The following is a 22,915-nucleotide window of genomic DNA, read 5'->3' as shown; positions in this document are numbered from 1 at the left end:
GATGGGGGAGATAGAGGAGATGGGGGAGATAGAGGAGATGGGGGAGATAGAGGAGATGGGGGAGATAGAGGAGATGGGGGAGTTTTAACACTATTTCCGCTTAATTTCTCCCGATACTCTCGATACTCCCCGATGCTCCCCGATGCTTCCCTATCCTAAACCTGCAACCACAGGATGGAAGAAAAAGGCAAACCCTAACACTAAATAGGTGGCCAACAATAAGCCCCCTTCTAACCAATTGGACTTCCCATCAGAACTGACCGAATTAGCCACCAATACTGCTACAGCAACCGCAACTAACTCAAAAGGATTAAAATCTAAATCCATCGGTTGATTGAGAAACCAGCCCGCAATCACCAAAACTGGGGCAACAAACAGGGCAATTTGTAAACTTGACCCCACCGCCACCGACATGGATAAATCCATTTTATTTTTCATAGCGACTGTAACCGCCGTAGCGTGTTCTGCCGCATTACCGACAATGGGGAGAACAATAACCCCGGTAAATAAAGCCGTTAAACCTAAACTCTCGGTGGCCACTTCTAGGGAGTCCACCAATAACTCCGACTCCACCGCCACCAACAGTGTCACCCCCAGTAAAACACCAGACCAGAGCCAGGGGTTGGGTTTTTCCTGATGATGTTCACTGCTGGCGGTGTCTGAAGGGGTTTCTGAAGTGGGCTCTGAGGTTTCTTCTTCTTGTTCTAAGTCCGCCATCCCCACATCGTAGAGATAGGAGTGGGTTTTCATAGAAAAGAGTAAGGTGAGGCCGTACACCAGAATGAGGATAACTGCAACAGCAACGGACAGTTTTTGTAACGTAATTTCGCCAATACCGGAGGACGTATATTCAACGGCAGTGGGGACGAGGAGGGAGATCACGGCTAAGTTCATAGAGGAGGCATTCAGCCGGGCCGCTGTGGACTGAAATTCTTGTTCTTTGAAGCGTAACCCCCCTAACAACATGGCAAAGCCCATCACCAGTAAAAGGTTACTGATAATTGAGCCAGTAATGGTGGCTTTGACGACTTCAACGAGTCCCCCTTTCAGGGCAATGAAGGCGATAATTAATTCTGTGGCATTCCCAAAGGTGGCGTTGAGGAGGCCACCGAGGTTGGGGCCTACCACCACGGCAATTTCTTCGGTGGCTACTCCCATGAGTCCGGCGAGGGGAATAATGGCGAGTCCTGCGGTAATAAAAATGGTGACTTCTCCCCACTCCTGAAAGGAGGCTAGGATGGAGATGGGGATAAAGGCCAGTAAGGCGTATAAGTATTTATTCACGGTGCGTTCCTGAGCAGTTCGACAAAACTAGCCTCTAGGATAGTCGATCTTTTCCGTTGTTGTTCGTGTGATGTTCTCTTAATACGCCCTACTTATACCGTAATCCTTAAACGCCATTGTTTTAATGTTCCTGTGTCTCCGGCTACAGAATCAATGACTTGTAATTGCCATTTCCCTGCACTGGATTGCTCAAATAAGCGTTGTAAGAGGGGAGTGTTTTTGACGGTATAATTTTGCTTGAGTTGGGTTAAACTGCCTAAACTACGGTTTTGTAAGAGGATTTTTTCACCTTGGGGGGAATATAAATTGACTTCAATATCCCCTAAAAAGTCATGGTCAATTTCTAATTGAATTTGTAAATCCCGAATTTTTTCGGATTCGGTGATTTGTATGGTGCTTCTGACTCCAGAGAGTTCATTGTCGGGAATGGCGATCGCGTTAGTATTTTCTTGTTCTAGGGTTTGGGGAGGAGGGGGTTGGGTTTTGGCTTTGGCGGTTTGTACGGCTTTGTAAGCATTGACTTTCCCGTAACCAAACCACTGAGAATGGCCATTGCGGTCATAAGTGCCTAATTGTAATCCGAGTTGCGGATCAGGATCACGATCGACAATTTTATCGGCGGTGTCTTGCAGGAGTTGTTTGACTTCTTGGGCGGTTAATTCGGGATTGACTGATAAGACTAAGGCCGCAACTCCGGCAACGACGGGGCAAGCACTGGATGTGCCGCCGAAGTTGCGGGTGAAGTTGCCGGGATCATAGCCTAATTGGCCGAGTTGATCGGTGGTGAAAATAGTTTTCCCAGGTAAGGCGGTGTTGATGCGGGGGGCGGTTTGTAGATAACCCCGTTGTTGAAACCACATTCCGGGGGGGGCGTTGTTGCTAGGGGCGCAGAGGGAGATATGACTGCCCCAGTTGCTATAGGCGGCTTTTTTTCCCAAGCTGGTACAGGCGGAGACGGTGATCACGTCGGGATGGGCGGCAAAGCCGCTTAACCATTCGGTGGGTCCTTGGAGAAGGTTATCGGGCCAGCTTCGTTCATAGATGGTCCCTTGGACGGGGCGGTTGGCATTTCCGGCTGCGAAGACGATGACGCAGCCTTTGCCGTTGCGGCCTTGGGTGGCAACTTTTTGCAGGATGGCTTTTTGGCGGAGGGAGAGGGGGAAGTGAACGATCGCAGCCCCCCAACTACAGGAAATCACGCTGGCCCCTTGACTCATGGCCCAGTTAAAGAGTTTTTCGATGGAACGATCATCGAGATAGCCAGTGGTGCGGAGGGGCATGAGGGCGCATTGGGGGGCAACGCCAACGATGCCACTGCCGTTTTCTTCAGCCAGGGCAATTCCCGCACAGGCCGTGCCGTGGCTTTCTTGGCTATTGGTGGGGAGGGGGGAGAAGTCGTTGTCGCGGAAGTCTTTGGGATGGACAATTTTGCCGTTGCCTTGGAAGTCGGGGTGGTTAATGTCGATGGCATCGTCGGTGATGGCGATGATAATTTGGCGATCGCCTGTTGTAATATCCCAGGCTTTTTCGCAGTCAATATGGGAGTTACGGGAGAGGTGGGACCCCCCATTATGGTTGAGATACCATTGGGCGGAATAAAAGTCGTCTTGGGGCTGATAGAAGGATTCTTGACGGACAATAATATTGGCTTCTGCGGTGAGAATATCCGGTTTGGCGGCCAGACGGTTGGCTAGTTTGATGGGGTTTTCGGGGGTTTGGTTGGTGAGTTGATAGATAAAGGCGTTGTCAATGGTGTCGAGGGGTTCGAGGCCATGGAGATGATAAGGTTGGGTGAGGGTTTCCCGTTCTTTTTCCTCGATCGCGGGAGCAAATTGGACGGTGAGTTCGTCGGTGAGATAGATTAGGGTTTCTGGGTTGTTTTCCAGTTGATAAACGTGACTGGCAAAGGCTACTAAGTCTAGACTCCTGGCAATACTCATGGCACTGTTCAGGGAGTCGGGTTCAACGAGGACTTCGATGAGTTGACTTTGGGGGAGGGATTGGTGTTTGAGTCGGGCTAATTCTGGGGGAAATTGACTATCGGGGGACACCAGACGTAAAGTAAAGCGATCGCCGACTTTCAGGAGGCCCAGTTCTTCTCCTCCCCGTTGTAAGGTAATTCCGATGCGCGTTTCTGGAACACTCATGTTTTTGGTGATGGGTAATGGGTAATGGGTGATTGGACAAACCACCAAGAACAAACAATAAATCCCCAATCTTTGTCAACAGATGCTAATATGACTCAATGTTTACTTAATATATGGTTAAACTAAAATTTCGGCACTCACCCTTTTATAGTTCAATGCTGCTGTTTGGAACAATAATTTATCGCCTCAATTTACTGTCTTTGCTGATTTTGCCAGTTTTGCTGGTTGGTTCGCTAGTGGGTACGGTGTCAGCACAAGTCCCGGATGAAGAAGTGATTTTTGAACCGGAGGAGTCGGTGGAGTCGGGAGAGTCTCTCGATGGGAATTTGGAGACTCCAGAGACTCCGGTGGATGAGTTGAGTCCACTCCCGACGGGGACTTCCGATGGGTTACGGCCCCTACAACGGGCTAATAATGTGTTGAGTTTCCAACGGGGGGTGAAGTTAGCCGAAGAAGCGGAAACGGCTCTGGAGGCGCAGAATTACGCCTTAGCGCGGGAAAATTTACAAGAAGCGCGGCAAATTTTTAATCAGTTGTCGAATTTTTATCAACAGTTGTCCCAGACGTTTTCGGGGATTGATAATCGGATTTCGGATAGTCAGCGTCAGAGTGCGTTGGAAACTGCGCAATTGCGCGATCGCACCACCTATCAACTGGCCCTCGTCCACAGTGCGGAAAATCAGCCTGAATTGGCAGTCCCTCTATTGATCCAGATTATTCGCTCTCAAAACCCCACCTCGGAGTTAGGGTTACGGGCCTATAATCAGTTAGTGGATTTAGGCTTTGCTGATCTGCGCTATCCCCTCCCGGAAGACGCTGATCCAGAGAATCCCCCCTTAGTCCAGCCTAGTGAACCTCGTCCCCTACAAGCCAATAATAGTATTCTCAGTTTAGCGGGGGGAGAAAACTTGATGGCGGAAGCGAGTGCGGCCATTGATCAAGAGAATTATGGGTTAGCCCAGACGAAATTACAAGAAGCGCGTCAGGTGTTTAACCAGCTTTCCACGTTTTATCAGCAACTCTCGGATAGTTTTTCGGGGATTGAGAGTTTGATCGCGGAACGACAACGGAAAAAGGCGTTAGATGCGGCACAATTGCGCGATCGCACCACCTATCAACTGGCCCTCGTTCATCGCAGTAATGATAACCCGGAATTGGCTGTGCCGTTGTTATTGCAAATCGTGCGATCGCAAAACCCCACCACCGATTTAGGGAAACGCGCTTATCAACAACTCTTTGAATTAGGATTTGTCGAAACCCCTTATCCTCGCCCTCGTAGTTCTAATTAAGCCAATCCTGCTCCACTCTATCCTAGGGAAGATTCCCCCAACTCCTGCTCCACAAAGCGTTCCTAGACTCGGTACAATAGGACGCAGTTCGCGGTACTACAGAGGAATGAAATGCTTTCCCTTGCCCAAGTCGAAGAAATGATCAAGACAAAATTACCTGATGCTCAGGTAAAAGTGGAAGACTTAACGGGAGGAGGAGATCACCTTCAGGCGATCGTGGTTTCCTCAGAGTTTGCAGGAAAACCCAAAATCAAACAGCACCAACTGGTGTATGGTGCGCTATCAGAAGCCATGGCCTCGGAAACCATCCACGCCTTAGCCCTGAAAACCTATACGCCGGACGCTTGGGCAGCCACCGGACAAAACCTTTAAGCCTTTTGTTACCTATCTAGCCTTTCCAGTCCGCAAAATAGGGAACAAAATAACTGTTCATCGTTGAATTATCGTACCTTTACAAAAAGCCATTATGACACCTGAACTCAAAGAACGCATTGACAACCTCGTCAAACAAGACAAAATATTTGTCTTCATGAAAGGCTCAAAATTAATGCCCCAATGCGGATTTTCTAATAATGTTGTGCAAATTTTAAACATCTACGGTGTTCCCTTCAGCACCTTCAACGTTTTAGAAGATGAAGAAATTCGTCAAGGCATTAAAGAATATTCCAACTGGCCCACCATTCCTCAAGTTTATGTCAACGGCGAATTTATGGGCGGTTCGGACATTATGGTGGAAATGTACCAAAGTGGCGAATTACAACAAGCCTTAGAAGTTGCCCTAGCATCTTAATAGCATTTTGTCAAGGCTTTCAAGCCAAAAAGGGTAGGCACATCGCTTACAAGTCTGATTCTGGACTGCTTGGCACTCCCACCGTTTGAATGGGAGTGTCAACCTTTTTTAGATATAGCATAACGGGGATACATTTGAGCAGAGCCAATACTAGAAAACCTCACGATTCAAGACTTATCTCACTGATTACTCTCGGTAAAACTAAAATTAAAATAGGCTAAAAACCTTACTCTGATTAGTTTCTGTCCTTCTTCTGAGGCCAACTTACTCCTTACTTCTTCCTTCTGCCCTCTGCCTTCGGATACTGATTACTGATATAAACTGGGAAAAGAACAAAAATTTCCCCTCCGAGTAACCATGCCTTCGCCATTTCCAGGAATGGACCCTTATCTCGAACAGCCTGATTTTTGGCCAGAAATTCACAATCGGCTTATCACTTTAATCGCAGATACATTAATTCCCCAAGTCCGTCCGAAATACCGAGTCGCCATCGAAAAGCGAATTTATGAACTCAACGCACCCCAAAACGGTGATAATTCCCTCTTAGTGGGCATTCCCGATGTTAGTGTTAATCGTCAAACGACCTCCTCTCCCCTCAATGTAGCCGTTGCTGCCCCCCCCACCCAACCCTTAACCGTTCAACTCCCCCTTCCCGAACGCATCAAACAGACATATTTAGAAATTCGCAATTTATCTACCCAAGAAGTTGTTACTGCCATTGAAATTCTTTCCCCCGTCAATAAACGAACGGGAGAAGGCCGTGACACTTATCTCACCAAACGGCAAAAAATTCTGGGCAGTTCCACAAATTTAATTGAAATTGACCTATTGCGGCAAGGTGAACCTATGCCGATGATCAATCCTCCCTCCCTCACTCATTATCGGGTTTTGGTGAGTGACTTTACACAGCGTCCCAAAGCGGATTTATACGCCTTTAATGTACAACAGTCATTACCCCAGTTTACCGTTCCTCTGCGGTCCGAAGACCCATGGCCAACCCTCGATTTACAAGCCATTTTGAATCAAGTGTATGACCGAGGAGGATATGATTATGTGGTGGATTATCAACCAGACCCTATCCCCCCCCTATCCGCAACCGACACAGCATGGATGAGGGAAGTTTTAGACTCACAACAAGGTTAAACAAAAGATAAAAGGATTTGCTATAAAGGAGGAATAATGATTACTGATGAACCTGTAATTTTAAACCTAAAAAATGTTGGGTTAAGTGATGAACAATTTTATCAATTATGTCAAATAAATGAGGATTGGAAATTAGAGCAGACTGCCCAAAGAGAATTAATAATTATGCCCCCGGTTGGTGGAATTAGTGGAAATATAGAAGCAGATTTAAACGGTTTTGTTTGGTTATGGAATCGTCAAAGTAAACTCGGAAAAGTTTTTAGTTCTTCTACTATCTTTAGCTTACCGAATGGTGGTAAACGTTCACCTGATGTGGCTTGGATTGCTAATGAACGTTGGGCAGCTTTAAGTACAGAAGAACAAGAAAAATTTGCCCAAATTTGTCCTGATTTTGTCATAGAATTACGCTCTCGTACCGATTCTCTAAGTCAATTACAAGACAAAATGCAGGAATACTTAGATAGCGGTTTACAATTAGGTTGGTTAATTGATCCTCAAAATCAAACTGTAGCAATATATCGTCAAAATCAAACTGTAGAAATTGTGTCATTACCCACCACTTTATTAGGAGAAAATGTTTTACCAGAATTTACTTTAGAGTTACCTGTTTTTTCAAGTTAGAAAATAGGTGGCGATCGCATCCCATTGTTCCCCCTAATGAATTGACCTACAATCCTAGTTAGGGCTTGCTGAAGAAAGCTGACCCCCAGAGAGGAAAAGGTGTTTCAGAGTCCCCCAAGGGAGAAAAGGTCAAAAAAAGAGGTAAAATGGGGAAAATCTAGACCTTTTAGGGAAAGCGCGTTACTGCTAATCGAGGGGAGGTAAGACGGACTGGTAAAACTTAGGTTTGGTCAGACGCAATTCCCAATGAAATTAGAAGCCCTAACTATACCGCTTGCGGTTAGTGAGGGTGAAGCCACCCCAGTCTCTCAACATCCTGTTAAACTAGGAAACACAACTGTAAATAGAGCAATGGTCTTGTACCAGGTCGCTCTTTCCTCCCAAACGTCACTCGCTCGAATAGGATATGAGTCAGGCTACTAACCGTCATCGCATCAGTATGAAGAATTCGCTATCCCGCAATCCGTCCAACGTCTCACCCCCTAACCGTTCTGGGAATAACTCTGCAAACAAAGGACTGGGTTTTTGGTGGCGTGGATTAGCGGTGGGGCTGTTATGCTCTAGTGTATGGTGCAGTGGTGGGGCTGCGATCGCGCAAAACAATGCTGAAGAAGACAGCAATAAACTCTCCTATACCGAACTCCTCGAAGAAGTGGAGTCTGGCCAAGTCAGCAAAATTGAGTTTGATCCCGCCACAGGGATGGCCAAAGTGACCATTAAAGGAGGCCAAGAAGAAGCTCAGTCGGTGAAACTCTTTGACCAAAACCCGGAACTGATCGAGAAAATTCGGGCGAATGATGTAGATTTTGATGTGAAACCCACCCAAGATAACTCGGCGACTTGGGGGTTAATCGCCAATTTATCCCTACTGTTTATTCTCTTTGCCATTATTATCATGATTCTGCGCCGTTCGGCGGCTTCCTCAGGCCAGGCGTTGAATTTTGGCAAATCTAAAGCTCGCTTTCAAATGGAGGCCAAAACGGGCATCATGTTTGATGATGTGGCCGGAATTAATGAAGCGAAGGAAGATTTACAAGAGGTGGTCACCTTTTTAAAAGAAACGGAACGCTTTACTGCTATTGGGGCCCGCATTCCCAAAGGGGTGTTATTAATTGGCCCTCCTGGGACAGGAAAAACCCTCTTGGCCAAGGCAGTGGCCGGCGAAGCGGGTGTTCCTTTCTTCAGCATTTCGGGATCGGAATTTGTGGAAATGTTTGTGGGGGTAGGTGCGTCGCGGGTTCGTGACTTGTTTAAGAAGGCCAAAGAAAATGCCCCTTGTTTAATTTTTATTGATGAAATTGATGCGGTTGGCCGTCAACGGGGGGCCGGTATTGGGGGAGGAAATGACGAACGAGAACAAACCCTCAACCAGTTATTGACGGAAATGGACGGCTTTGAGGGGAATACGGGGATTATTATTATTGCCGCCACCAACCGTCCTGATGTGTTGGATATGGCCTTGTTACGGCCTGGCCGTTTTGATCGGCAAGTGGGGGTTGATTTGCCGGGGTATGTGGGGCGTTTGGGCATTTTAGAGGTTCATGCCCGTAATAAGAAAGTGGCCTCGGATGTGTCTTTGGATGCCATTGCCCGGAAAACCCCCGGCCTCTCTGGGGCAGATTTGGCCAATATTCTCAATGAGGCGGCGATTTTAACGGCCCGTCGTCGTAAGGAGGAAATTACGATACGGGAAATTGATGATGCCATTGATCGCATTACCATTGGCATGACCTTAAATCCCCTCTTGGATAGTAAGAAAAAGCGTCTCATTGCCTATCATGAGGTCGGTCACGCCCTGTTAATGACCCTGTTGGAGCATTCTGACCCTTTGAACAAAGTGACGATTATTCCCCGATCTGGGGGCGTTGGTGGCTTTGCTCAACAGGTGTTTGATGAGGAAATGGTGGATAGTGGGTTTTATAGTCGTGCTTGGCTGTTAGACCGGATTACCATTACGTTAGGGGGACGTGCTGCGGAAAAAGAGGTGTTTGGGGATGCGGAAGTGACCATTGGGGCCAGTAATGATTTACAGGTGGTGTCTAATTTGGCCCGGGAAATGGTGACTCGTTACGGGATGTCGGATTTAGGGCCGGTTGCCTTTGAACGTCCGGATAATGAGGTGTTTTTGGGGGGTGGCTTACCATCGCGGAATGAGTATTCTGAGGAAATGGCCACGAAGATTGATAAGGCGGTTCGCGCGATCGCGGAACATGGTTACGCCCAAGCACGGGAACTGATCCGCAAAAATCGGACTCTGATGGATCATTTGGTTGATCTACTCATTGAACGAGAAACGATTGATGGGGACGAATTCCGCAAAATTGTGGCGGACTACACGGAGTTACCCCAGCGACAAATTGATTTGTCGAAACAAGTGATGGCTAATCAAGCGGGATAATTGACCGAGACGGGGAATTCCAAAACAGTAAACAGTATCCGAAGGCAGAGGGCAGAAGGTGGCTCTCTGACTGGATTCCTGTAGTCCAGATAAAGATATCAATATCAATTCTTCTTCTCACGGGTGAAAACGGGCTACTAAGCCAAAATGATCGGAGGGGTATAAACTGCGATCGCGGGAATCCGGTTGATTTAAAATGACCCGACAATCTTCAATCTCTAAATCAGGACTCCCATAAATATAATCTAACGTCCCTCGCCAAGGCACTAACGTGCGATTGGCCCATAAATTTAAAACCACCTGCTTCCACCACCGCTTCCATCCTCGTCTTCCCAGAGGAGTGGGACAAGTGTAGTCCGGTTCTTTCCCGTGAACCGTTGCATGGGCCGAATTAAACCGCTTTCGCATTAAGGCCATGGCCGGAGTATCGGGAGTCCCATTAAAATCCCCTACTGCGATCATCGGTTGATTTCCCGCAGACTTGAGTAACCAGTCACAGAGTAACTGAACCTGTTGCACTCGTCCTTCATGGGGGCCCGGATACCAGAAATAATGACCATTACAGAAAATAAAAGACTGTCCCTCTACCGCAATTTCCACCAACTGGGAAAATCGACCTTGACTCTGTAAATCTAGGCTATCCTGACGGAGAAAGGGGTGACGACTGAGAATGGCTGCACCGTACTCCGGGACAAAACTGGGAGTCTCTGGGGTGCGTTGATAGGGGATAAAGAACACATAAGGCATCCCCAACTGTTCCGCCAACCATTGATCGGTGCGTGCGGCTAAATTAACTTCTTGTATCCCAATAATATCGGGAGTTTCGGCGGCCAGTCCTTGCATTAATAGAGGTCCGCGTTGTTCCCATTCTTGCAAGTTAAAGAGGATATTAATGGTGGCTACGGTTAGCATTCTGGGAGGAGATTAAGCGTTCACGGTTAATTGTACAACCCAATCATTGTAATCTCGATCGCCTCCTCCCAATAAATCTTCAAACCCAAAGACATTATCGCCTAATAACCGCACATGGTCTTCCCCATCAGGGTTTGCTCCGAGATAGGGGAAATAGGCGATAATCTGCCCATTGGGACTGTTTTCGGGGTTTTGTTCGAGAAATTCCTCAACTGTGCCATTGGCAATGATAAATGGTGCAATAACTTCTCCTGCGGGGAGTGCTTCGTTGAGGTTGAGTTGTTGTTGTACGGCAGTTTGAGCATAATTGAGATCGCCAGGTTGGACTGTGCCGATTTGTCCCGTGAGGGGATCATCGACAATATAAAACCCGTATTACTATCTAAATATTCGGTGATATTGGCGGACAAATTGGCAATCACTGTCCAATTGCTTTGGTCTTGCGATCGCTCTAAAATAAACTCCGTTTCATTATCACTATTATCTTGCCATGTCAACTGAATTTGATTGTCTGTAACTGTTGTCACTAAATCTGTTGGACTATTGTTCCAGAATTATTATTAAACAGGCTATCTCGGACGGTGAGATCACCTTCACTTTTACCCGCGATCGCGCCTCCCCCTCTTTCCGTATTCAGATCAAGCGCCTGATTCCCGTCAAATTCACTATTTAGTACCGTTGTGACACTGCGGTATCCCGTCCAAATTGCACCGCCCCCTTCTCCGATGGAGGTATTATCAAAAAATTGACTATTTTCGACCGTTAATTGACTTTGATTGCTGGTTTTAATTGCCCCCCCTGCACCATCATCTTGGACTGCTTTCCCATTCCGGAAAATTAAGTCTTTAATGCCTAATTCAACGCCAATCCCTCCCACCGTAATAATACGAGTGCTATCATTCCCATTCAGTGTAATCCCGGAGGCATTACTCCCATCAATCTGCAAATTTTGGTTAATTTCTAGGGGACTACTGAGGGTAATTGTACCTCCAGCGAGAGAGGGATCAAAAGTAATGGTGTCTCCGGCTGAGGAAGCTGCGATCGCAGCCCGCAAACTACCAACTCCACTATCCGCTAAACTGGTGACAATACTCATGGGTTCAAAGGGGGAAATAACTCATCAAATTATACTTGTCGTTTCCTAAAATAAAAAGTTCCCGCGTCAAATTTCAGGTATTATTGATCGGTTCGGAGTAAGCTCCCTTGTAAGCTGCTTTCAACCCTGACAATGTAACCGCGAGATTTTGCATAGTCTCGTTGATTCCTAACCCGTTTTTAACAGGTTTCAGCTATTAGCCTTGGGTTTCAACCCAAGGGGGATTTTACGAGAATAGAATGATCTAGAATTGAAGGAGTTACCCTTAAACTGTCCTATGACCGAATCAGCAAAAAAATTACTTCAGGAGGCGTTACATCTGTCTCCGACTGAAAGAGTCCTGTTGATTGATGCTTTAGTTTCTAGTTTAGATCAACCTGATGCTCAAATTGACCAACTTTGGTTAGCCGAAGCAGAACAACGATTAAACGCCTATCATACCGGACAACTCGAAGCGATACCCGCAGAACAAGTGTTTGAGGAGATCAAGAATCTGTGAATGTTAAATTTCTTGCACCTGCTCGGCAGGAATTTAAAGAAGCTATACAATACTATGAAACCCAACGTGCTGGATTAGGACAAGAATTTAGTCAAGCCGTTCAAGCTACTATCAATCGCATTGTTGCATTTCCATCTGGATGGTCATTACTTGGAAATAATATTAGACGTTGCCAAACTCATCATTTTCCTTATGGTGTTATTTACGTTATAGAAGAAGAAGAAATTATTATTATTGCAGTGGCTCATCTCCATCGTAAACCAGATTATTGGAGTAATCGAATCTAAAATGCGTCAAAACTAGGTAATTTTTTCTACAACCTCTCTCCATAAAAATTAGCCTTGGGACTACCCCCAAGGCTAAAAAATACCCTATCTTCCTACATCGTTGCTAACTCTGCCGAAAGACGCTGAAACGTTAACCGTTCATCAGCAACATCCACATAAATCGTATCCCCAACATTGAAATTCCCTCGGAGAATTTCTTTCGCAATAGCGGTCTCTAAATACCGTTGTACAGCACGTTTTAACGGTCTTGCACCATAAACCGGATCATACCCAATTTCAGCCAAGAAATTTAACGCCCCTTCCGATAACTTCAGAGACAACTTCTGCTCCGCTAAACGATGTTCTAAATGCTGCACTTGCAGACGGACAATATTGCGGAGTTGTTCTTTCAACAAGGAACGGAAAATAATCATTTCATCTACCCGGTTGAGGAATTCCGGACGGAAATTCGCTCGTAACGCTTCCATCACACGACCCCGCATTTCTTCATATTGGGTATCATCTCCCGCCACATCTAAAATGTATTGAGACCCAATATTACTGGTCATAATAATGATGGTATTTTTAAAGTCCACCGTATGACCTTGTGCATCCGTTAAACGACCATCATCTAAAATTTGTAAGAGGACATTAAACACATCCGCGTGTGCTTTTTCAATCTCATCAAACAGGATAACCGAATAAGGCCGCCGACGAATGGCTTCGGTGAGTTGTCCCCCTTGTTCATACCCCACATATCCCGGAGGGGCCCCCATTAAGCGAGAAACCGCGTGTTTCTCCATGTATTCGGACATATCAATGCGAACAATGGCATTTTCGGTGTCAAAGAGACTGGCCGCCAAGGCTTTCGCTAATTCAGTTTTCCCTACCCCCGTCGGACCGAGGAAAATGAAGCTGGCGATGGGACGTTGGGGGTCAGCTAATCCGGCGCGAGACCGTTGAATAGAGTCTGCTACGGCGGTTACAGCCTCATCTTGTCCTACCACTCGTTCGTGGAGTTGGTCTTCGAGATGGAGTAATTTTTCTTTCTCCGACTCTACTAATTTACTAACGGGAATTCCTGTCCATTTAGAAATAATTTCGGCGATGTCGGAGTCAACCACTTCTTCCCGTAAGAGAGAGCGTCCAGTGGTTTGGATGTCTTCGAGTTGTTGCTCTGCTTCTTTGGTTTGTCGTTGTAGGTCGGTTAATTTACCATAACGCAATTCTGCGGCGCGGTTGAGGTCGTAGTCCCGTTCCGCTTGTTGAATTTCGACGTTAACTTGGTCGATGGTTTCTTTGATGCTATTGATTTTTTCAATAACATCTTTTTCCGATTGCCATTGAGCATTGAGTCGGTCTTGTTCTTCTTTCAGGTTAGCCAGTTCTTTTTCTAGGTTGCCTAACCGTTCTTTGGAGAGGTCGTCCTCTTCTTTTTGTAAGGAGAGTTTCTCCATTTCTAACTGGAGGATTTTGCGGTCAACTTCGTCCAGTTCTTCGGGTTTGGAGGTGATCTCCATTTTCAGTTTAGCGGCGGATTCGTCCACTAAATCAATGGCTTTGTCGGGGAGGAAGCGATCGCTAATATACCGATCTGATAAAGTAGCCGCAGCAACTAAGGCCGTATCGGCAATTTTCACCCCGTGATGCACCTCGTACCGTTCCTTGAGGCCCCGTAAAATTGAGATGGTATCCACCACGTTGGGTTCATCCACCATCACCTCTTGAAATCTGCGCTCTAAGGCGGCATCCTTCTCAATATGCTGGCGATATTCGTCTAAGGTGGTGGCCCCAATACAACGGAGTTCTCCCCGTGCTAACATCGGTTTCAGCAGGTTTCCGGCATCCATCGCACCTTGGGTTGCACCCGCACCGACGACGGTGTGAATTTCGTCGATGAACATGATAATCTGTCCATCGGAGTCGGTGACTTCTTTGAGGACTGCTTTTAAGCGTTCCTCAAATTCCCCGCGATATTTCGCACCTGCAATTAATCCCCCCATATCCAGCGCGATCACTTTCCGATCTTTTAGGGAGTCGGGGACATCTCGACTAACAATCCGTTGCGCGAGTCCTTCCACAATAGCTGTTTTCCCGACTCCCGGTTCTCCGATTAATACGGGGTTGTTTTTGGTGCGACGGGAGAGAATTTGAACGGTGCGGCGAATTTCGTCATCTCGACCGATTACCGGGTCTAGTTTCCCCGATCGCGCCAAATCGGTCAAGTCCCGTCCATATTTTTCTAAAGCGTCGTATTTGCCTTCTGGGTTTTGATCCGTCACTTTCTGGTTTCCTCGAATCCCTTTAATTATGTCTTGTAGTTTATTGTCGGTGATGCCAAATTCTTGGTACAGTTTTTTGCCGAGGCGGTCATCTTTGCTGTAGGCCAAGATGAGGTGTTCAATCGAGATATAATCGTCCTCGAAGGTTTTGCGGCGTTCTTCTGCGCGGTCTAAGAGGGTGTCTAGACTGCGGCCAAGGTAAATGGAGTCGCTGATTTGGGAGAGTTTCGGTTGACGTGCGATGAAATCATCAACGCGATCGCGCATTTTCTGCACATTCACCTTGAGTTTATTAAAAATACTCGTCGCTAACCCCTCTTGTTCGAGGAGAGCTTTCAGTAAATGCTCACTCTCAATCTGTTGGTGTTTGTTCTGTTTGGCAATTTCAGGGGTTTTAACGACCGCTTCCCATGCTTTCTCGGTAAATTGATTGGGATTGGTTGGTTGCATACACTTACCACACTCCTAAGTCTTATAACCTTTTCTATAAGGGAAGCTCTGCCTTGTCGTCTTCCCGTACTGCTATTGTAAAAGGTTGGCGTGCGGGACTCTTACGGAAAACACTCCCTAGAGAGGGACGGGTTTCCGAGTATCTACGGAAAAGGGGGAGATTGGATTGCGATCGCGCCTTTCCTAGCAGTACACTAAATCTGGAGCAACCCCCAACCCTAATCGAGAAACCGATGCAAGTCTTTACCATTGGTCATTCTAACCTCACCCTAGAGGACTTCCTAGAACGGCTCAAACAACATAATATCACCGCCCTAGCAGACGTGCGTTCCCACCCCTACAGCCGTTATTTACCCCACTTTAACCAAAAAGAACTCAAAACCGCCCTCAAACAAGCCAATATTGCCTATGTGTTTTTAGGTCAAGAATTAGGAGCAAGACCGAATAACTTAGAGTGCTATGTCCAAGGACAAGCAAAATACGATAAAATCGCCGCCACCCCAGAATTTAAAGCAGGATTAGAACGACTCCAAAACGGAGCAAAACAATACAACATCGCGCTCATGTGTGCGGAACAAGACCCCATGACTTGTCACCGTGCCATTTTAATTTGTCCCCATTTACAACAGCAAGGCATTCAAATTCAACATATCACCAAAACCGGAGTATTAGAAGCACATAGAGACTTAGAAAAACGACTCCTCAAACAGCATAAACTCGACCAATATTTACCCGAAAACCAAACCCAATTTCAATTGGCATTATTTACCGATGTAACTGCTTCAGCAACCCGGTCTTACGACGATTTATTGCAAGAAGCCTATCAATTGCAAGCCGATAAAATTGCCTATGTTGACCCCAAAACTAAGGAGAATCAAGAATGAGTCAGTCCCTTGATCTATTTACCATTGGGTTTACTAAAAAGACCGCCCAACAATTCTTTGAAATGCTGCAAAAGAATGGAGTCAAGCGAGTGATTGATACTCGTTTAAATAATGCGTCCCAACTGGCCGGGTTTGCTAAAAAGAAGGATTTACAATATTTTCTCAAAACCATTGGCAATATTGAATATGTCCATCTTTTAGACTTAGCTCCAACTAAGGATATTTTAGACAATTATAAAAAGAAAAAAATTGATTGGGAGACCTACGAAAGCAAGTTTACGGAACTCATTACCAAAAGAAAAATTGAAACTAAAGTCTCTCCCGAAGACTTACAGGGAGCGTGTTTATTATGCAGTGAAGCAAAACCCCATCACTGTCACAGACGTTTAGTTGCTGAATATTTCCAACAAACCCTAACCGATGTTGTAAAAATTCATCATTTGGAATAGAGGAAAGAGGAAAATTACTGAAATTATTGCTCATCAAAGACAAATAAACCACTATTCCTTATTCCCTGTTCCCTTTTTCACCAACAAACCACAAATAACCAACAACAAATGACTAAAATAGAGTTTATTTGTTTAGCCAAGTCTTATAAATATGGAGGACGGTGTATTGCAGGAATAAAAACCGATGGGTCGGGTTGGTTTAGACCTATTTCCGATGACCCAACCGGAACACTCCATGAAGAGCATTATTTAATTAATCCCTACCAAGAACCGCAATTATTTGATATTCTCAGAATTGAATGTACTCACCCCAGTCCTCAAACCCATCAACCGGAAAATTGGCAAATTAGTGATAAGCGGTGGAAATGGATAGGTCGCTCCACCGTTGAACAACTTAATAATCTCTTGACAAACGAAGTAAAAAATGGTAGAGAAAAGAGCTTATTATTTGGGAACAACTTAGACCGAATTCCTTGGACTCATTTACAAGAAAATCCTGTTCCCTCATCCCTCTGCTTTGTTAAACCCCAAGAGATTGAATGGCATTTACGGACAGTCAACGAGAAACGAAAATATAGAGTTAGTTTTAAATTAGGAGAAATAACCTATAATTTATCTGTAACTGACCCAGAATGGCTAGAAATTATTAATCAAATGCCCGATGGTTCATACCCTTCTGAAGATATTATTGAAGATTTACAACTAGAGAATTTTGATCCCGATAAATTTCTTTTTACGATTAGTTTAGGTGAACCCTTCCAACCCAGTCTAGGAGCAGAGGAATATTGTTATAAATTAGTCGCTGCGGTCATTAACGCAACTTACGTTAAAACACTATTAAAATAAATATAAAACTGTAAAAACGATTTTACACTTTGAAAAAAATCTAGATTTTTCTGGTTTGAACCTAAAACCTTAAATCGGTTTCTTATTTCTTGCTCTCTATACCCTAAATCCCCAACTATCATTTTAACATCACCAGTTCAGTAGCACCCAAAATGAGATAATCTAAATCAAAACCTTTACTCTAAGCTAAAATGAACTTTATCGACCCCAAAACCGACTTTGCCTTTAAACGCATTTTTGGGTCTCCCGATAGTCCGGAGATTTTACTCAGTTTTGTCAATGGACTCCTATACGAAGGAAACCCCATCGTAGAATCTCTCGAAATTCGTCCCCCCCTACACAATAGCACCGTTAACACAGATAGTCCCCTAGTTGCCAAAGCACAATTGAAAGAAGGAGAGACTTGTTTAATAGAAATGCAGTTTCTAAACCTCTTTCAATCGGGAAAATGGATCTTGTATAAAGCAGCCAAAAGTTATGCCTTACAAATCAACAAAGGCGAACGGAATCCACAAATTAAACCATTAATGACCATTAATTTAGCCGACTCCTTACTCTTTGGAGAAGAAAGTAATATTATTTCCCGCTTTGTTTTAAAAGAAGTGGATCAGTTATTTGATTATCCCTATAGTGACTTTGGCTTAGTCTTTGTCGAATTACCGAAATTTACGAAAACCATCAACGAACTCGAAACCCTCACGGATAAATGGCTATTCTTCTTTAAAAACCTTGCCCAACTAGAGTCCATTCCAGAAACTTTAGGCAATATCCCAGAAATCAGAAAAGCCTTTGAATTAGCAGATGAAAATACCCTCAATCGAGAAGAATTTGATCTTCTCCAACAACAATTATTTATCTTAGCCGAACAACGACGTTTTATGACATCCGGCCAAGAACAAGGACTCCGCCAAGGAATTGAACAAGGCCGAGAACAAGGCATACAAGAAGGTCTGCAACAGGGAATTAATCAAGGTCGAAGACAGGGATTAGAACAAGGTCGTCAACAGGGGTTACAAGCGGGACTGGAACAAGGCCGAGAACAAGGGATTCAGGAAGGCCGAGAGGAGGGAATTCAGTCCGGACAATTGGCTTTAATTTTGCGATTATTACGCCGACGTTTTGGGAAATTAGATAAAGCCAGTCACAACAAAATTCAACAATTAAATCGAGAACAATTAGAACAATTAGCTGAAGCGGCGTGGGATTTTATTACGGATTTAGAGTTAAAGGAATGGTTAGAGAAACAAGAATGAGATAGGGGATTCGGGGGAGATAGGGAGGATGGGGGAGATAGGGGAGATAGGGAAGATGGAGGAGATGGAGTTTTAAAATTGTTCTAGTTTAGGGCTTCTTTCTCCTTTAACAGGATAACTGCTCTAGCATTTTCAAATGAGGGGTAAAATCCTATGGGGTTTTACTCTAACACTAAAAAAAAACTGTATACCTGATTTTCTGTTCCCTGTTCCCTGTTCCGGAGTTCCCTTTGCCAAACAAGTCAGTTTACAACTCTGATGAAAACGCTATAGTTGTTTCATGGTCAGGTTGGTTTCTCAACCCGTTAAAAACGGGTTTAAACTCTTAGCCTTGGGGTTTAACCCAAGGCATATTATTACAACACTTACAACACTTGTACCCCGCGAATTTTCCAACTATCTTCCTCTTTCACCAAAGAATAGCGAACCGACAAAGTGCTGTCATAGGAATTCCCCGTATCGGGTTGCCCATTACTATAGGCCGTCGCCGTTTCCTGTACCGTCGCCTGAACCGTCGCTAAATTGGGATTATCCGGATTAATCTGGACAGACTCCACCGTCACATCATGACTATACTCTCGATAAGCGTTATTTTGCTCCACTTGACGGGCAATATTGCGCCATTCCGAAAGCAGGGGTTCAGTTAACACCGAATTAAGTGCGTCAATTTGATGATTTTCCCCCAATGCAGCGGCCTTCGCCGATAACCAAGAGGAGACTACTTTAGTGGCTAAACTCTCATCTAGGGTATCTGGAGTGGGTTCTGGGGTGGGTTCTGGGGTGGGAGAGGGTTCAGACACCGTTTCCGCAGGAGTGGCGGGGGTTTGTTCTTCGGCCACCTCCGTATTTCTACCACCAAAGACCCATTGAATGAAAAAGATCAGTAAAATAATCGCCGCAATACCGCCTAAGCCAATAAATAAATAACGGCCAAAACTATTATCCGGGGTATATCGTCGGGGACTGCGACGGGACTCTTGAGAGGGAGTGGGGGCAGTGTCTGGGGGGTGCTTTCTGGGGGCAACGTCCTCTCGGCCTCGCCGTTTGGGAGGACTGCTGGGGCGAGAGGAGGCCGCGGGCCGGGATTCTTTGGCCCCTGTTCCGGTTGAGGAACTGCTGCGACTCCTAGGGGCGGTTTTGCTGCTGGTGGCGGGGTTTAAGGACTGTTTTGCGGAGGGGGAGGAAACCGGGGCTAGATTCTCTTGGGGGCTGCCGTCAGCCCCTAGGGAGGCAACGGAGGGGTTGTTCTGTAACTGGGGGGTTGGGGTTGCCCCTTGGGAGTCCACCACCGACCATTCATTGGCCGCTTCGTCTTCTGCGGGGATTTGTTCTAAATAGGCTTGTACCCGTTCATCGGCAAAATAATCTTTAAGGGCTGCTTGTTCGCTGGATAAATTGCGGAAGTGGGGAAAGACTTCCGTTTGTAACCACCGTTCCCCGTATAAACAGAGGCCGGGGAGTAAATCTGGTGATCCTTGGGAATGTTCTCGAATAAAGGCTAAGGGTTCGTACTCTTGGCTTAATTCTAAGGCGCGACTGGCTTCTTCGGTTTGACCGAGGAGTAAGGCACAGACGGCTTGTTCTAAATGGACATCTTGCCGACGGGAGAGGCGACTTAATAGGTCTTTGGCCCGGGCAATTAAACCGGGTTGTCGTTCGGTAAAGCCCCGGGCCACCATGGCGTAAATGGCCAAATAGGTGCCGACGGCGGAGGGTCGCCGGGCTTCCCGTTCAAAGATTTCTTGTTGTTCTGAGGCGGAGAGATAACTGCGAATTTGTTGGATAAATTTCAAAAAGTCATCAATTCCTAATCCGGATTGGTCGTCGCCATTGCCGTCGATGCCGCCCCGTTCTTCAAACATTTCTTGTAGGAGTTGAATCCCTTTCCGTCGTTGGGGTTCTTGGGGGTCTTCTTGGGAGAGGAGTTCTAAGACGCGATAGGGACGCAGTTTATAGAGGTCGGCTTGAATTTCGCCGCGCAGGTTGGGGAATAAGCCTTCTTGGAGGAGGAGGTCTTGACCCATTTGGCCGTAGCGGGCGGCTTCTTCCGATTGGCCCTGTTGCCATTGATCCCGTCCGGCTTCTAAACAGGCGAGGGCGAGGGTGAGGACGATATCCGTTCGCACCAGGGGAACGGAGATGATTTGCTGTTGTTCTGGGGTGAGGGTTTCCCTAGGTTCTAGGAGGGGTCGCCCCAGTTGTAAGACGAGTTCGTATTCTCCGAGTTCGTGGAGGATGAGTAATGCGCCGACAAATTGTTCGTTGCTGATTTCCAGCCAAGGGGTGGTGGCGGGGTGGCCCGTTCCGAGGTTGGACGATCGCTCCGTGGCTTCGGATTCTAAGTCGTAGGTTTTGGCCAGAAAACTGGCATCATAGGTGGACCGTCGTTCTGGATCGCAGAGAACGGCATAGGCTTCATCGAGCAGTTGTTTACGGGCATTTATCGTGTTGTCACTATATTCCCGCCGAGGCAGTTGTAAGGCGCGATCGTGATACGCCTGACTAAGTTGTTGTTCGGTTGCCTGGATAGGTACACCTAAAATTCGGTAGTAGTCGAGCGGAATTCGCACAGTTTGCTTCCCCAGAACACAGCGAGTCTAATTTATCTATATTATTATTCGAGTTTCCATCCTGTACCAATGGATTGCAATATCTTCTTGACCTAGGACTTTCGCTCAGTTGCCCAAAGCTCGTATAATGACATATCGCTTTGGCATTGCTGCAAAAATAAGACATGGTTGCACAAAACACAACAGAAAATCAATCGCTTCCGGAATTTGGAGAACGCTCCCTTCCTCATGTAGATACGAGTTCGATGCAGTTATCAAAAGAGGAAGGTTTGATGCTGTATGAGGATATGGTACTGGGACGACTGTTTGAAGACAAGTGCGCGGAAATGTACTATCGGGGCAAAATGTTTGGGTTTGTCCATTTGTACAACGGACAAGAGGCTGTCTCCACTGGGGTGATTAAGGCCATGCGTCCCGATGAGGATTTTGTGTCGAGTACCTATCGGGATCACGTTCATGCCTTGAGTAGTGGGGTGCCGGCCCGGGAAGTGATGGCGGAGTTGTTTGGTAAGGAAACCGGGTGCAGTAAGGGCCGCGGGGGGTCGATGCATATGTTTTCGGCTCAACATCATTTATTAGGGGGATATGCTTTTGTGGCGGAGGGGATTCCTGTGGCCACGGGGGCTGCGTTTCAAAGTAAGTACCGCCGGGAAGCCCTGGGGGATGAACGGGCGGATCAGGTGACGGCTTGCTTTTTTGGGGATGGGGCGAGTAATAATGGCCAGTTTTTTGAATGTTTGAATATGGCGGCCTTGTGGAAGTTGCCGATTTTGTATGTGGTGGAGAATAATAAGTGGGCGATTGGGATGGCTCACGATCGCGCTACCTCTCAACCGGAAATTTACAAGAAGGCCAGTGTCTTCGGGATGACTGGGGTGGAAGTCGATGGCATGGATGTTTTGGCCGTGCGTAAGGTGGCCCAAGAGGCCATTGAACGGGCCCGGGCCGGAGAAGGTCCCACGCTCATTGAGGCGTTAACCTACCGTTTCCGCGGCCATTCTCTGGCTGATCCCGATGAATTGCGGGCAGAGGAGGAAAAAGAGTTTTGGCTCTCCCGTGATCCCCTTACTCGCTTTGCTCGCACACTCCAAGAGAGAAATCTCGCAACTCCAGAGGAGTTAAAGGAGATTGACAACAAAATTCAAGGGGTGATTGATGATGCCATGACGTTCGCGGAGGAAAGTCCCGAACCTGATCCCCAAGAGTTACATCGTTATATCTTTGCGGAAGATTAAGGGGTAAAGTCCTTTCAATTATATGATCCCCTCAATTATATGATCCCCCGTTGATCCCAGTTTTTGCTTAAACTCGGTTGAACGGGGGTTTTGTGGGCCGCTGGGCTGGGTTAGGACTCACACCCCCAATAAATTTTGTGCCAGCGTCCCGCTTGGGATCACTGGCACAGAGGTTAATAAAGGAGCTATTTATGTTTAGGGTCTTTATATCGGCTGACCCCATTTGAACATTCTTTGAATATAATCGCAGGGATCAAGGAAAAGTTAGGAAATCATAATATTTTCTTTATTTTTCTGTATTTTCTTGAGGATATAAAAAGTAATGTAAATTCTCTTAACACAAGTTAATACAATAGAGGAGAGTAGGCTCACCCTCTCATGGAACTGATCCCGGATCATCTCCTAGGGAATGGAGCGCAGGAGGACGATGATTTCTCCCCCATCTTCCCCATCTCCCCCATCTTCCCCATCTCCCCCATCTTCCCCATCTCCCCCATCTTC

General features: G+C 46.2%; 20 protein-coding genes. 13 read left to right on the top strand and 7 right to left on the bottom strand.

The features are described from left to right. Positions 1–150: 150 nt before the first annotated feature. Both cax and PN462_RS19765 read right to left on the bottom strand, forming a co-directional pair. Positions 151–1,284, bottom strand: a complete 1,134-nt coding sequence (cax, locus tag PN462_RS19770; protein WP_443029230.1) for a calcium/proton exchanger — start codon at positions 1,282–1,284, stop codon at positions 151–153. 92 nt (positions 1,285–1,376) lie between these two features. Next, positions 1,377–3,431 (bottom strand): S8 family serine peptidase, encoded by a 2,055-nt coding sequence (locus tag PN462_RS19765; RefSeq protein WP_272130556.1) that lies wholly within the window; start codon positions 3,429–3,431, stop codon positions 1,377–1,379. Between the two features lie 791 nt (positions 3,432–4,222). Between PN462_RS19765 and PN462_RS23685 the strand changes: the two genes are divergently transcribed. The 6 genes from PN462_RS23685 (at position 4,223) to ftsH (ending at position 9,672) form a co-directional block, all read left to right on the top strand. Continuing rightward, the gene (locus PN462_RS23685) at positions 4,223–4,720 is read left to right on the top strand and encodes a hypothetical protein (protein ID WP_443029232.1); all 498 of its coding nucleotides are present in this window, start codon (positions 4,223–4,225) and stop codon (positions 4,718–4,720) included. Between the two features lie 111 nt (positions 4,721–4,831). Further along, on the top strand, positions 4,832–5,092 hold the full coding sequence (locus PN462_RS19755) for a BolA family protein (RefSeq protein ID WP_272130554.1): 261 nt from the start codon (positions 4,832–4,834) through the stop codon (positions 5,090–5,092). A gap of 94 nt (positions 5,093–5,186) precedes the next feature. Next, on the top strand, positions 5,187–5,510 hold the full coding sequence (grxD, locus tag PN462_RS19750) for a Grx4 family monothiol glutaredoxin (protein WP_272130553.1): 324 nt from the start codon (positions 5,187–5,189) through the stop codon (positions 5,508–5,510). 357 nt (positions 5,511–5,867) lie between these two features. Continuing rightward, positions 5,868–6,653: a DUF4058 family protein gene (locus tag PN462_RS19745; RefSeq protein ID WP_272130552.1), complete on the top strand. Its 786-nt coding sequence runs from the start codon at positions 5,868–5,870 to the stop codon at positions 6,651–6,653. A 36-nt stretch (positions 6,654–6,689) separates the two neighbouring features. After that, a complete protein-coding gene (locus tag PN462_RS19740) occupies positions 6,690–7,274 on the top strand; it encodes a Uma2 family endonuclease (RefSeq protein WP_272130551.1) in 585 nt (194 codons plus the stop codon). A 406-nt stretch (positions 7,275–7,680) separates the two neighbouring features. Beyond that, positions 7,681–9,672: an ATP-dependent zinc metalloprotease FtsH gene (gene ftsH / locus PN462_RS19735; protein ID WP_272130550.1), complete on the top strand. Its 1,992-nt coding sequence runs from the start codon at positions 7,681–7,683 to the stop codon at positions 9,670–9,672. 117 nt (positions 9,673–9,789) lie between these two features. Here the strand turns inward: ftsH and PN462_RS19730 are convergent, their stop codons facing one another. The 3 genes from PN462_RS19730 to PN462_RS19720 all read right to left on the bottom strand — a co-directional run bounded on the left by PN462_RS19730 (position 9,790) and on the right by PN462_RS19720 (position 11,680). Beyond that, complete coding sequence (locus PN462_RS19730; RefSeq protein ID WP_272130549.1) at positions 9,790–10,584, bottom strand: endonuclease/exonuclease/phosphatase family protein; 795 nt, start codon at positions 10,582–10,584, stop codon at positions 9,790–9,792. Between the two features lie 12 nt (positions 10,585–10,596). Beyond that, positions 10,597–10,812: a DUF4114 domain-containing protein gene (locus tag PN462_RS23680; RefSeq protein ID WP_443029231.1), complete on the bottom strand. Its 216-nt coding sequence runs from the start codon at positions 10,810–10,812 to the stop codon at positions 10,597–10,599. 298 nt (positions 10,813–11,110) lie between these two features. Continuing rightward, on the bottom strand, positions 11,111–11,680 hold the full coding sequence (locus tag PN462_RS19720; protein WP_272130547.1) for a right-handed parallel beta-helix repeat-containing protein: 570 nt from the start codon (positions 11,678–11,680) through the stop codon (positions 11,111–11,113). Between the two features lie 277 nt (positions 11,681–11,957). On the opposite strand from PN462_RS19720, the gene PN462_RS19715 reads away from it, so the two are divergent. Together PN462_RS19715 and PN462_RS19710 are read left to right on the top strand one after the other, a co-directional pair. Next, the gene (locus PN462_RS19715; protein WP_272130546.1) at positions 11,958–12,179 is read left to right on the top strand and encodes an addiction module protein; all 222 of its coding nucleotides are present in this window, start codon (positions 11,958–11,960) and stop codon (positions 12,177–12,179) included. After that, on the top strand, positions 12,176–12,466 hold the full coding sequence (locus tag PN462_RS19710; protein ID WP_272130545.1) for a type II toxin-antitoxin system RelE/ParE family toxin: 291 nt from the start codon (positions 12,176–12,178) through the stop codon (positions 12,464–12,466). Before PN462_RS19715 ends, PN462_RS19710 begins: the two co-directional genes overlap by 4 nt. Before the next feature lie 92 nt (positions 12,467–12,558). Here the strand turns inward: PN462_RS19710 and clpB are convergent, their stop codons facing one another. Continuing rightward, complete coding sequence (gene clpB, locus PN462_RS19705) at positions 12,559–15,177, bottom strand: ATP-dependent chaperone ClpB (protein ID WP_272130544.1); 2,619 nt, start codon at positions 15,175–15,177, stop codon at positions 12,559–12,561. 53 nt (positions 15,178–15,230) lie between these two features. Between clpB and PN462_RS19700 the strand changes: the two genes are divergently transcribed. The 4 genes from PN462_RS19700 (at position 15,231) to PN462_RS19685 (ending at position 18,609) form a co-directional block, all read left to right on the top strand. Continuing rightward, positions 15,231–16,061: a DUF488 domain-containing protein gene (locus tag PN462_RS19700; RefSeq protein WP_272130543.1), complete on the top strand. Its 831-nt coding sequence runs from the start codon at positions 15,231–15,233 to the stop codon at positions 16,059–16,061. Further along, positions 16,058–16,510 carry a DUF488 domain-containing protein gene (locus tag PN462_RS19695; RefSeq protein WP_272130542.1) on the top strand — a complete coding sequence of 151 codons (453 nt, stop codon included), beginning with the start codon at positions 16,058–16,060 and terminating at the stop codon, positions 16,508–16,510. The genes PN462_RS19700 and PN462_RS19695 overlap by 4 nt, the downstream gene beginning before the upstream one ends. A 108-nt stretch (positions 16,511–16,618) precedes the next feature. Then, entirely contained in the window at positions 16,619–17,356 is a 738-nt protein-coding gene (locus PN462_RS19690; RefSeq protein ID WP_272130541.1) for a dual OB domain-containing protein, read from the top strand. 191 nt (positions 17,357–17,547) lie between these two features. Then, positions 17,548–18,609 carry an Rpn family recombination-promoting nuclease/putative transposase gene (locus PN462_RS19685; RefSeq protein WP_272130540.1) on the top strand — a complete coding sequence of 354 codons (1,062 nt, stop codon included), beginning with the start codon at positions 17,548–17,550 and terminating at the stop codon, positions 18,607–18,609. A 365-nt stretch (positions 18,610–18,974) separates the two neighbouring features. On the opposite strand, the gene PN462_RS19680 is transcribed toward PN462_RS19685, so the two are convergent. After that, positions 18,975–21,179 carry an IMS domain-containing protein gene (locus PN462_RS19680; RefSeq protein ID WP_272130539.1) on the bottom strand — a complete coding sequence of 735 codons (2,205 nt, stop codon included), beginning with the start codon at positions 21,177–21,179 and terminating at the stop codon, positions 18,975–18,977. A gap of 164 nt (positions 21,180–21,343) precedes the next feature. On the opposite strand from PN462_RS19680, the gene pdhA reads away from it, so the two are divergent. After that, positions 21,344–22,414, top strand: coding sequence for a pyruvate dehydrogenase (acetyl-transferring) E1 component subunit alpha (gene pdhA, locus PN462_RS19675; RefSeq protein ID WP_272130538.1), 1,071 nt, complete (start codon positions 21,344–21,346; stop codon positions 22,412–22,414). Positions 22,415–22,915 lie beyond the last annotated feature (501 nt).

Source organism: Spirulina sp. CS-785/01 (genome assembly GCF_028330525.1).
Taxonomy (GTDB): domain Bacteria; phylum Cyanobacteriota; class Cyanobacteriia; order Cyanobacteriales; family Spirulinaceae; genus JAQMSD01.
The sequence above is the reverse complement of the archived record's forward strand: the minus strand, read 5'-3'. Positions and strand labels throughout refer to the sequence as shown.

Bases quoted from the DNA above. Each gene is read 5' to 3' on its own strand.
- PN462_RS19765 (WP_272130556.1), bottom strand. From the start codon at position 3,431: ATGAGTGTTCCAGAAACGCGCATCGGAATTACCTTACAACGGGGAGGA.
- PN462_RS19755 (WP_272130554.1), top strand. From the start codon at position 4,832: ATGCTTTCCCTTGCCCAAGTCGAAGAAATGATCAAGACAAAATTACCT.
- grxD (WP_272130553.1), top strand. From the start codon at position 5,187: ATGACACCTGAACTCAAAGAACGCATTGACAACCTCGTCAAACAAGAC.
- PN462_RS19745 (WP_272130552.1), top strand. From the start codon at position 5,868: ATGCCTTCGCCATTTCCAGGAATGGACCCTTATCTCGAACAGCCTGAT.
- PN462_RS19740 (WP_272130551.1), top strand. From the start codon at position 6,690: ATGATTACTGATGAACCTGTAATTTTAAACCTAAAAAATGTTGGGTTA.
- ftsH (WP_272130550.1), top strand. From the start codon at position 7,681: ATGAGTCAGGCTACTAACCGTCATCGCATCAGTATGAAGAATTCGCTA.
- PN462_RS19730 (WP_272130549.1), bottom strand. From the start codon at position 10,584: ATGCTAACCGTAGCCACCATTAATATCCTCTTTAACTTGCAAGAATGG.
- PN462_RS19720 (WP_272130547.1), bottom strand. From the start codon at position 11,680: ATGAGTATTGTCACCAGTTTAGCGGATAGTGGAGTTGGTAGTTTGCGG.
- PN462_RS19715 (WP_272130546.1), top strand. From the start codon at position 11,958: ATGACCGAATCAGCAAAAAAATTACTTCAGGAGGCGTTACATCTGTCT.
- clpB (WP_272130544.1), bottom strand. From the start codon at position 15,177: ATGCAACCAACCAATCCCAATCAATTTACCGAGAAAGCATGGGAAGCG.
- PN462_RS19695 (WP_272130542.1), top strand. From the start codon at position 16,058: ATGAGTCAGTCCCTTGATCTATTTACCATTGGGTTTACTAAAAAGACC.
- PN462_RS19690 (WP_272130541.1), top strand. From the start codon at position 16,619: ATGACTAAAATAGAGTTTATTTGTTTAGCCAAGTCTTATAAATATGGA.
- PN462_RS19685 (WP_272130540.1), top strand. From the start codon at position 17,548: ATGAACTTTATCGACCCCAAAACCGACTTTGCCTTTAAACGCATTTTT.
- pdhA (WP_272130538.1), top strand. From the start codon at position 21,344: ATGGTTGCACAAAACACAACAGAAAATCAATCGCTTCCGGAATTTGGA.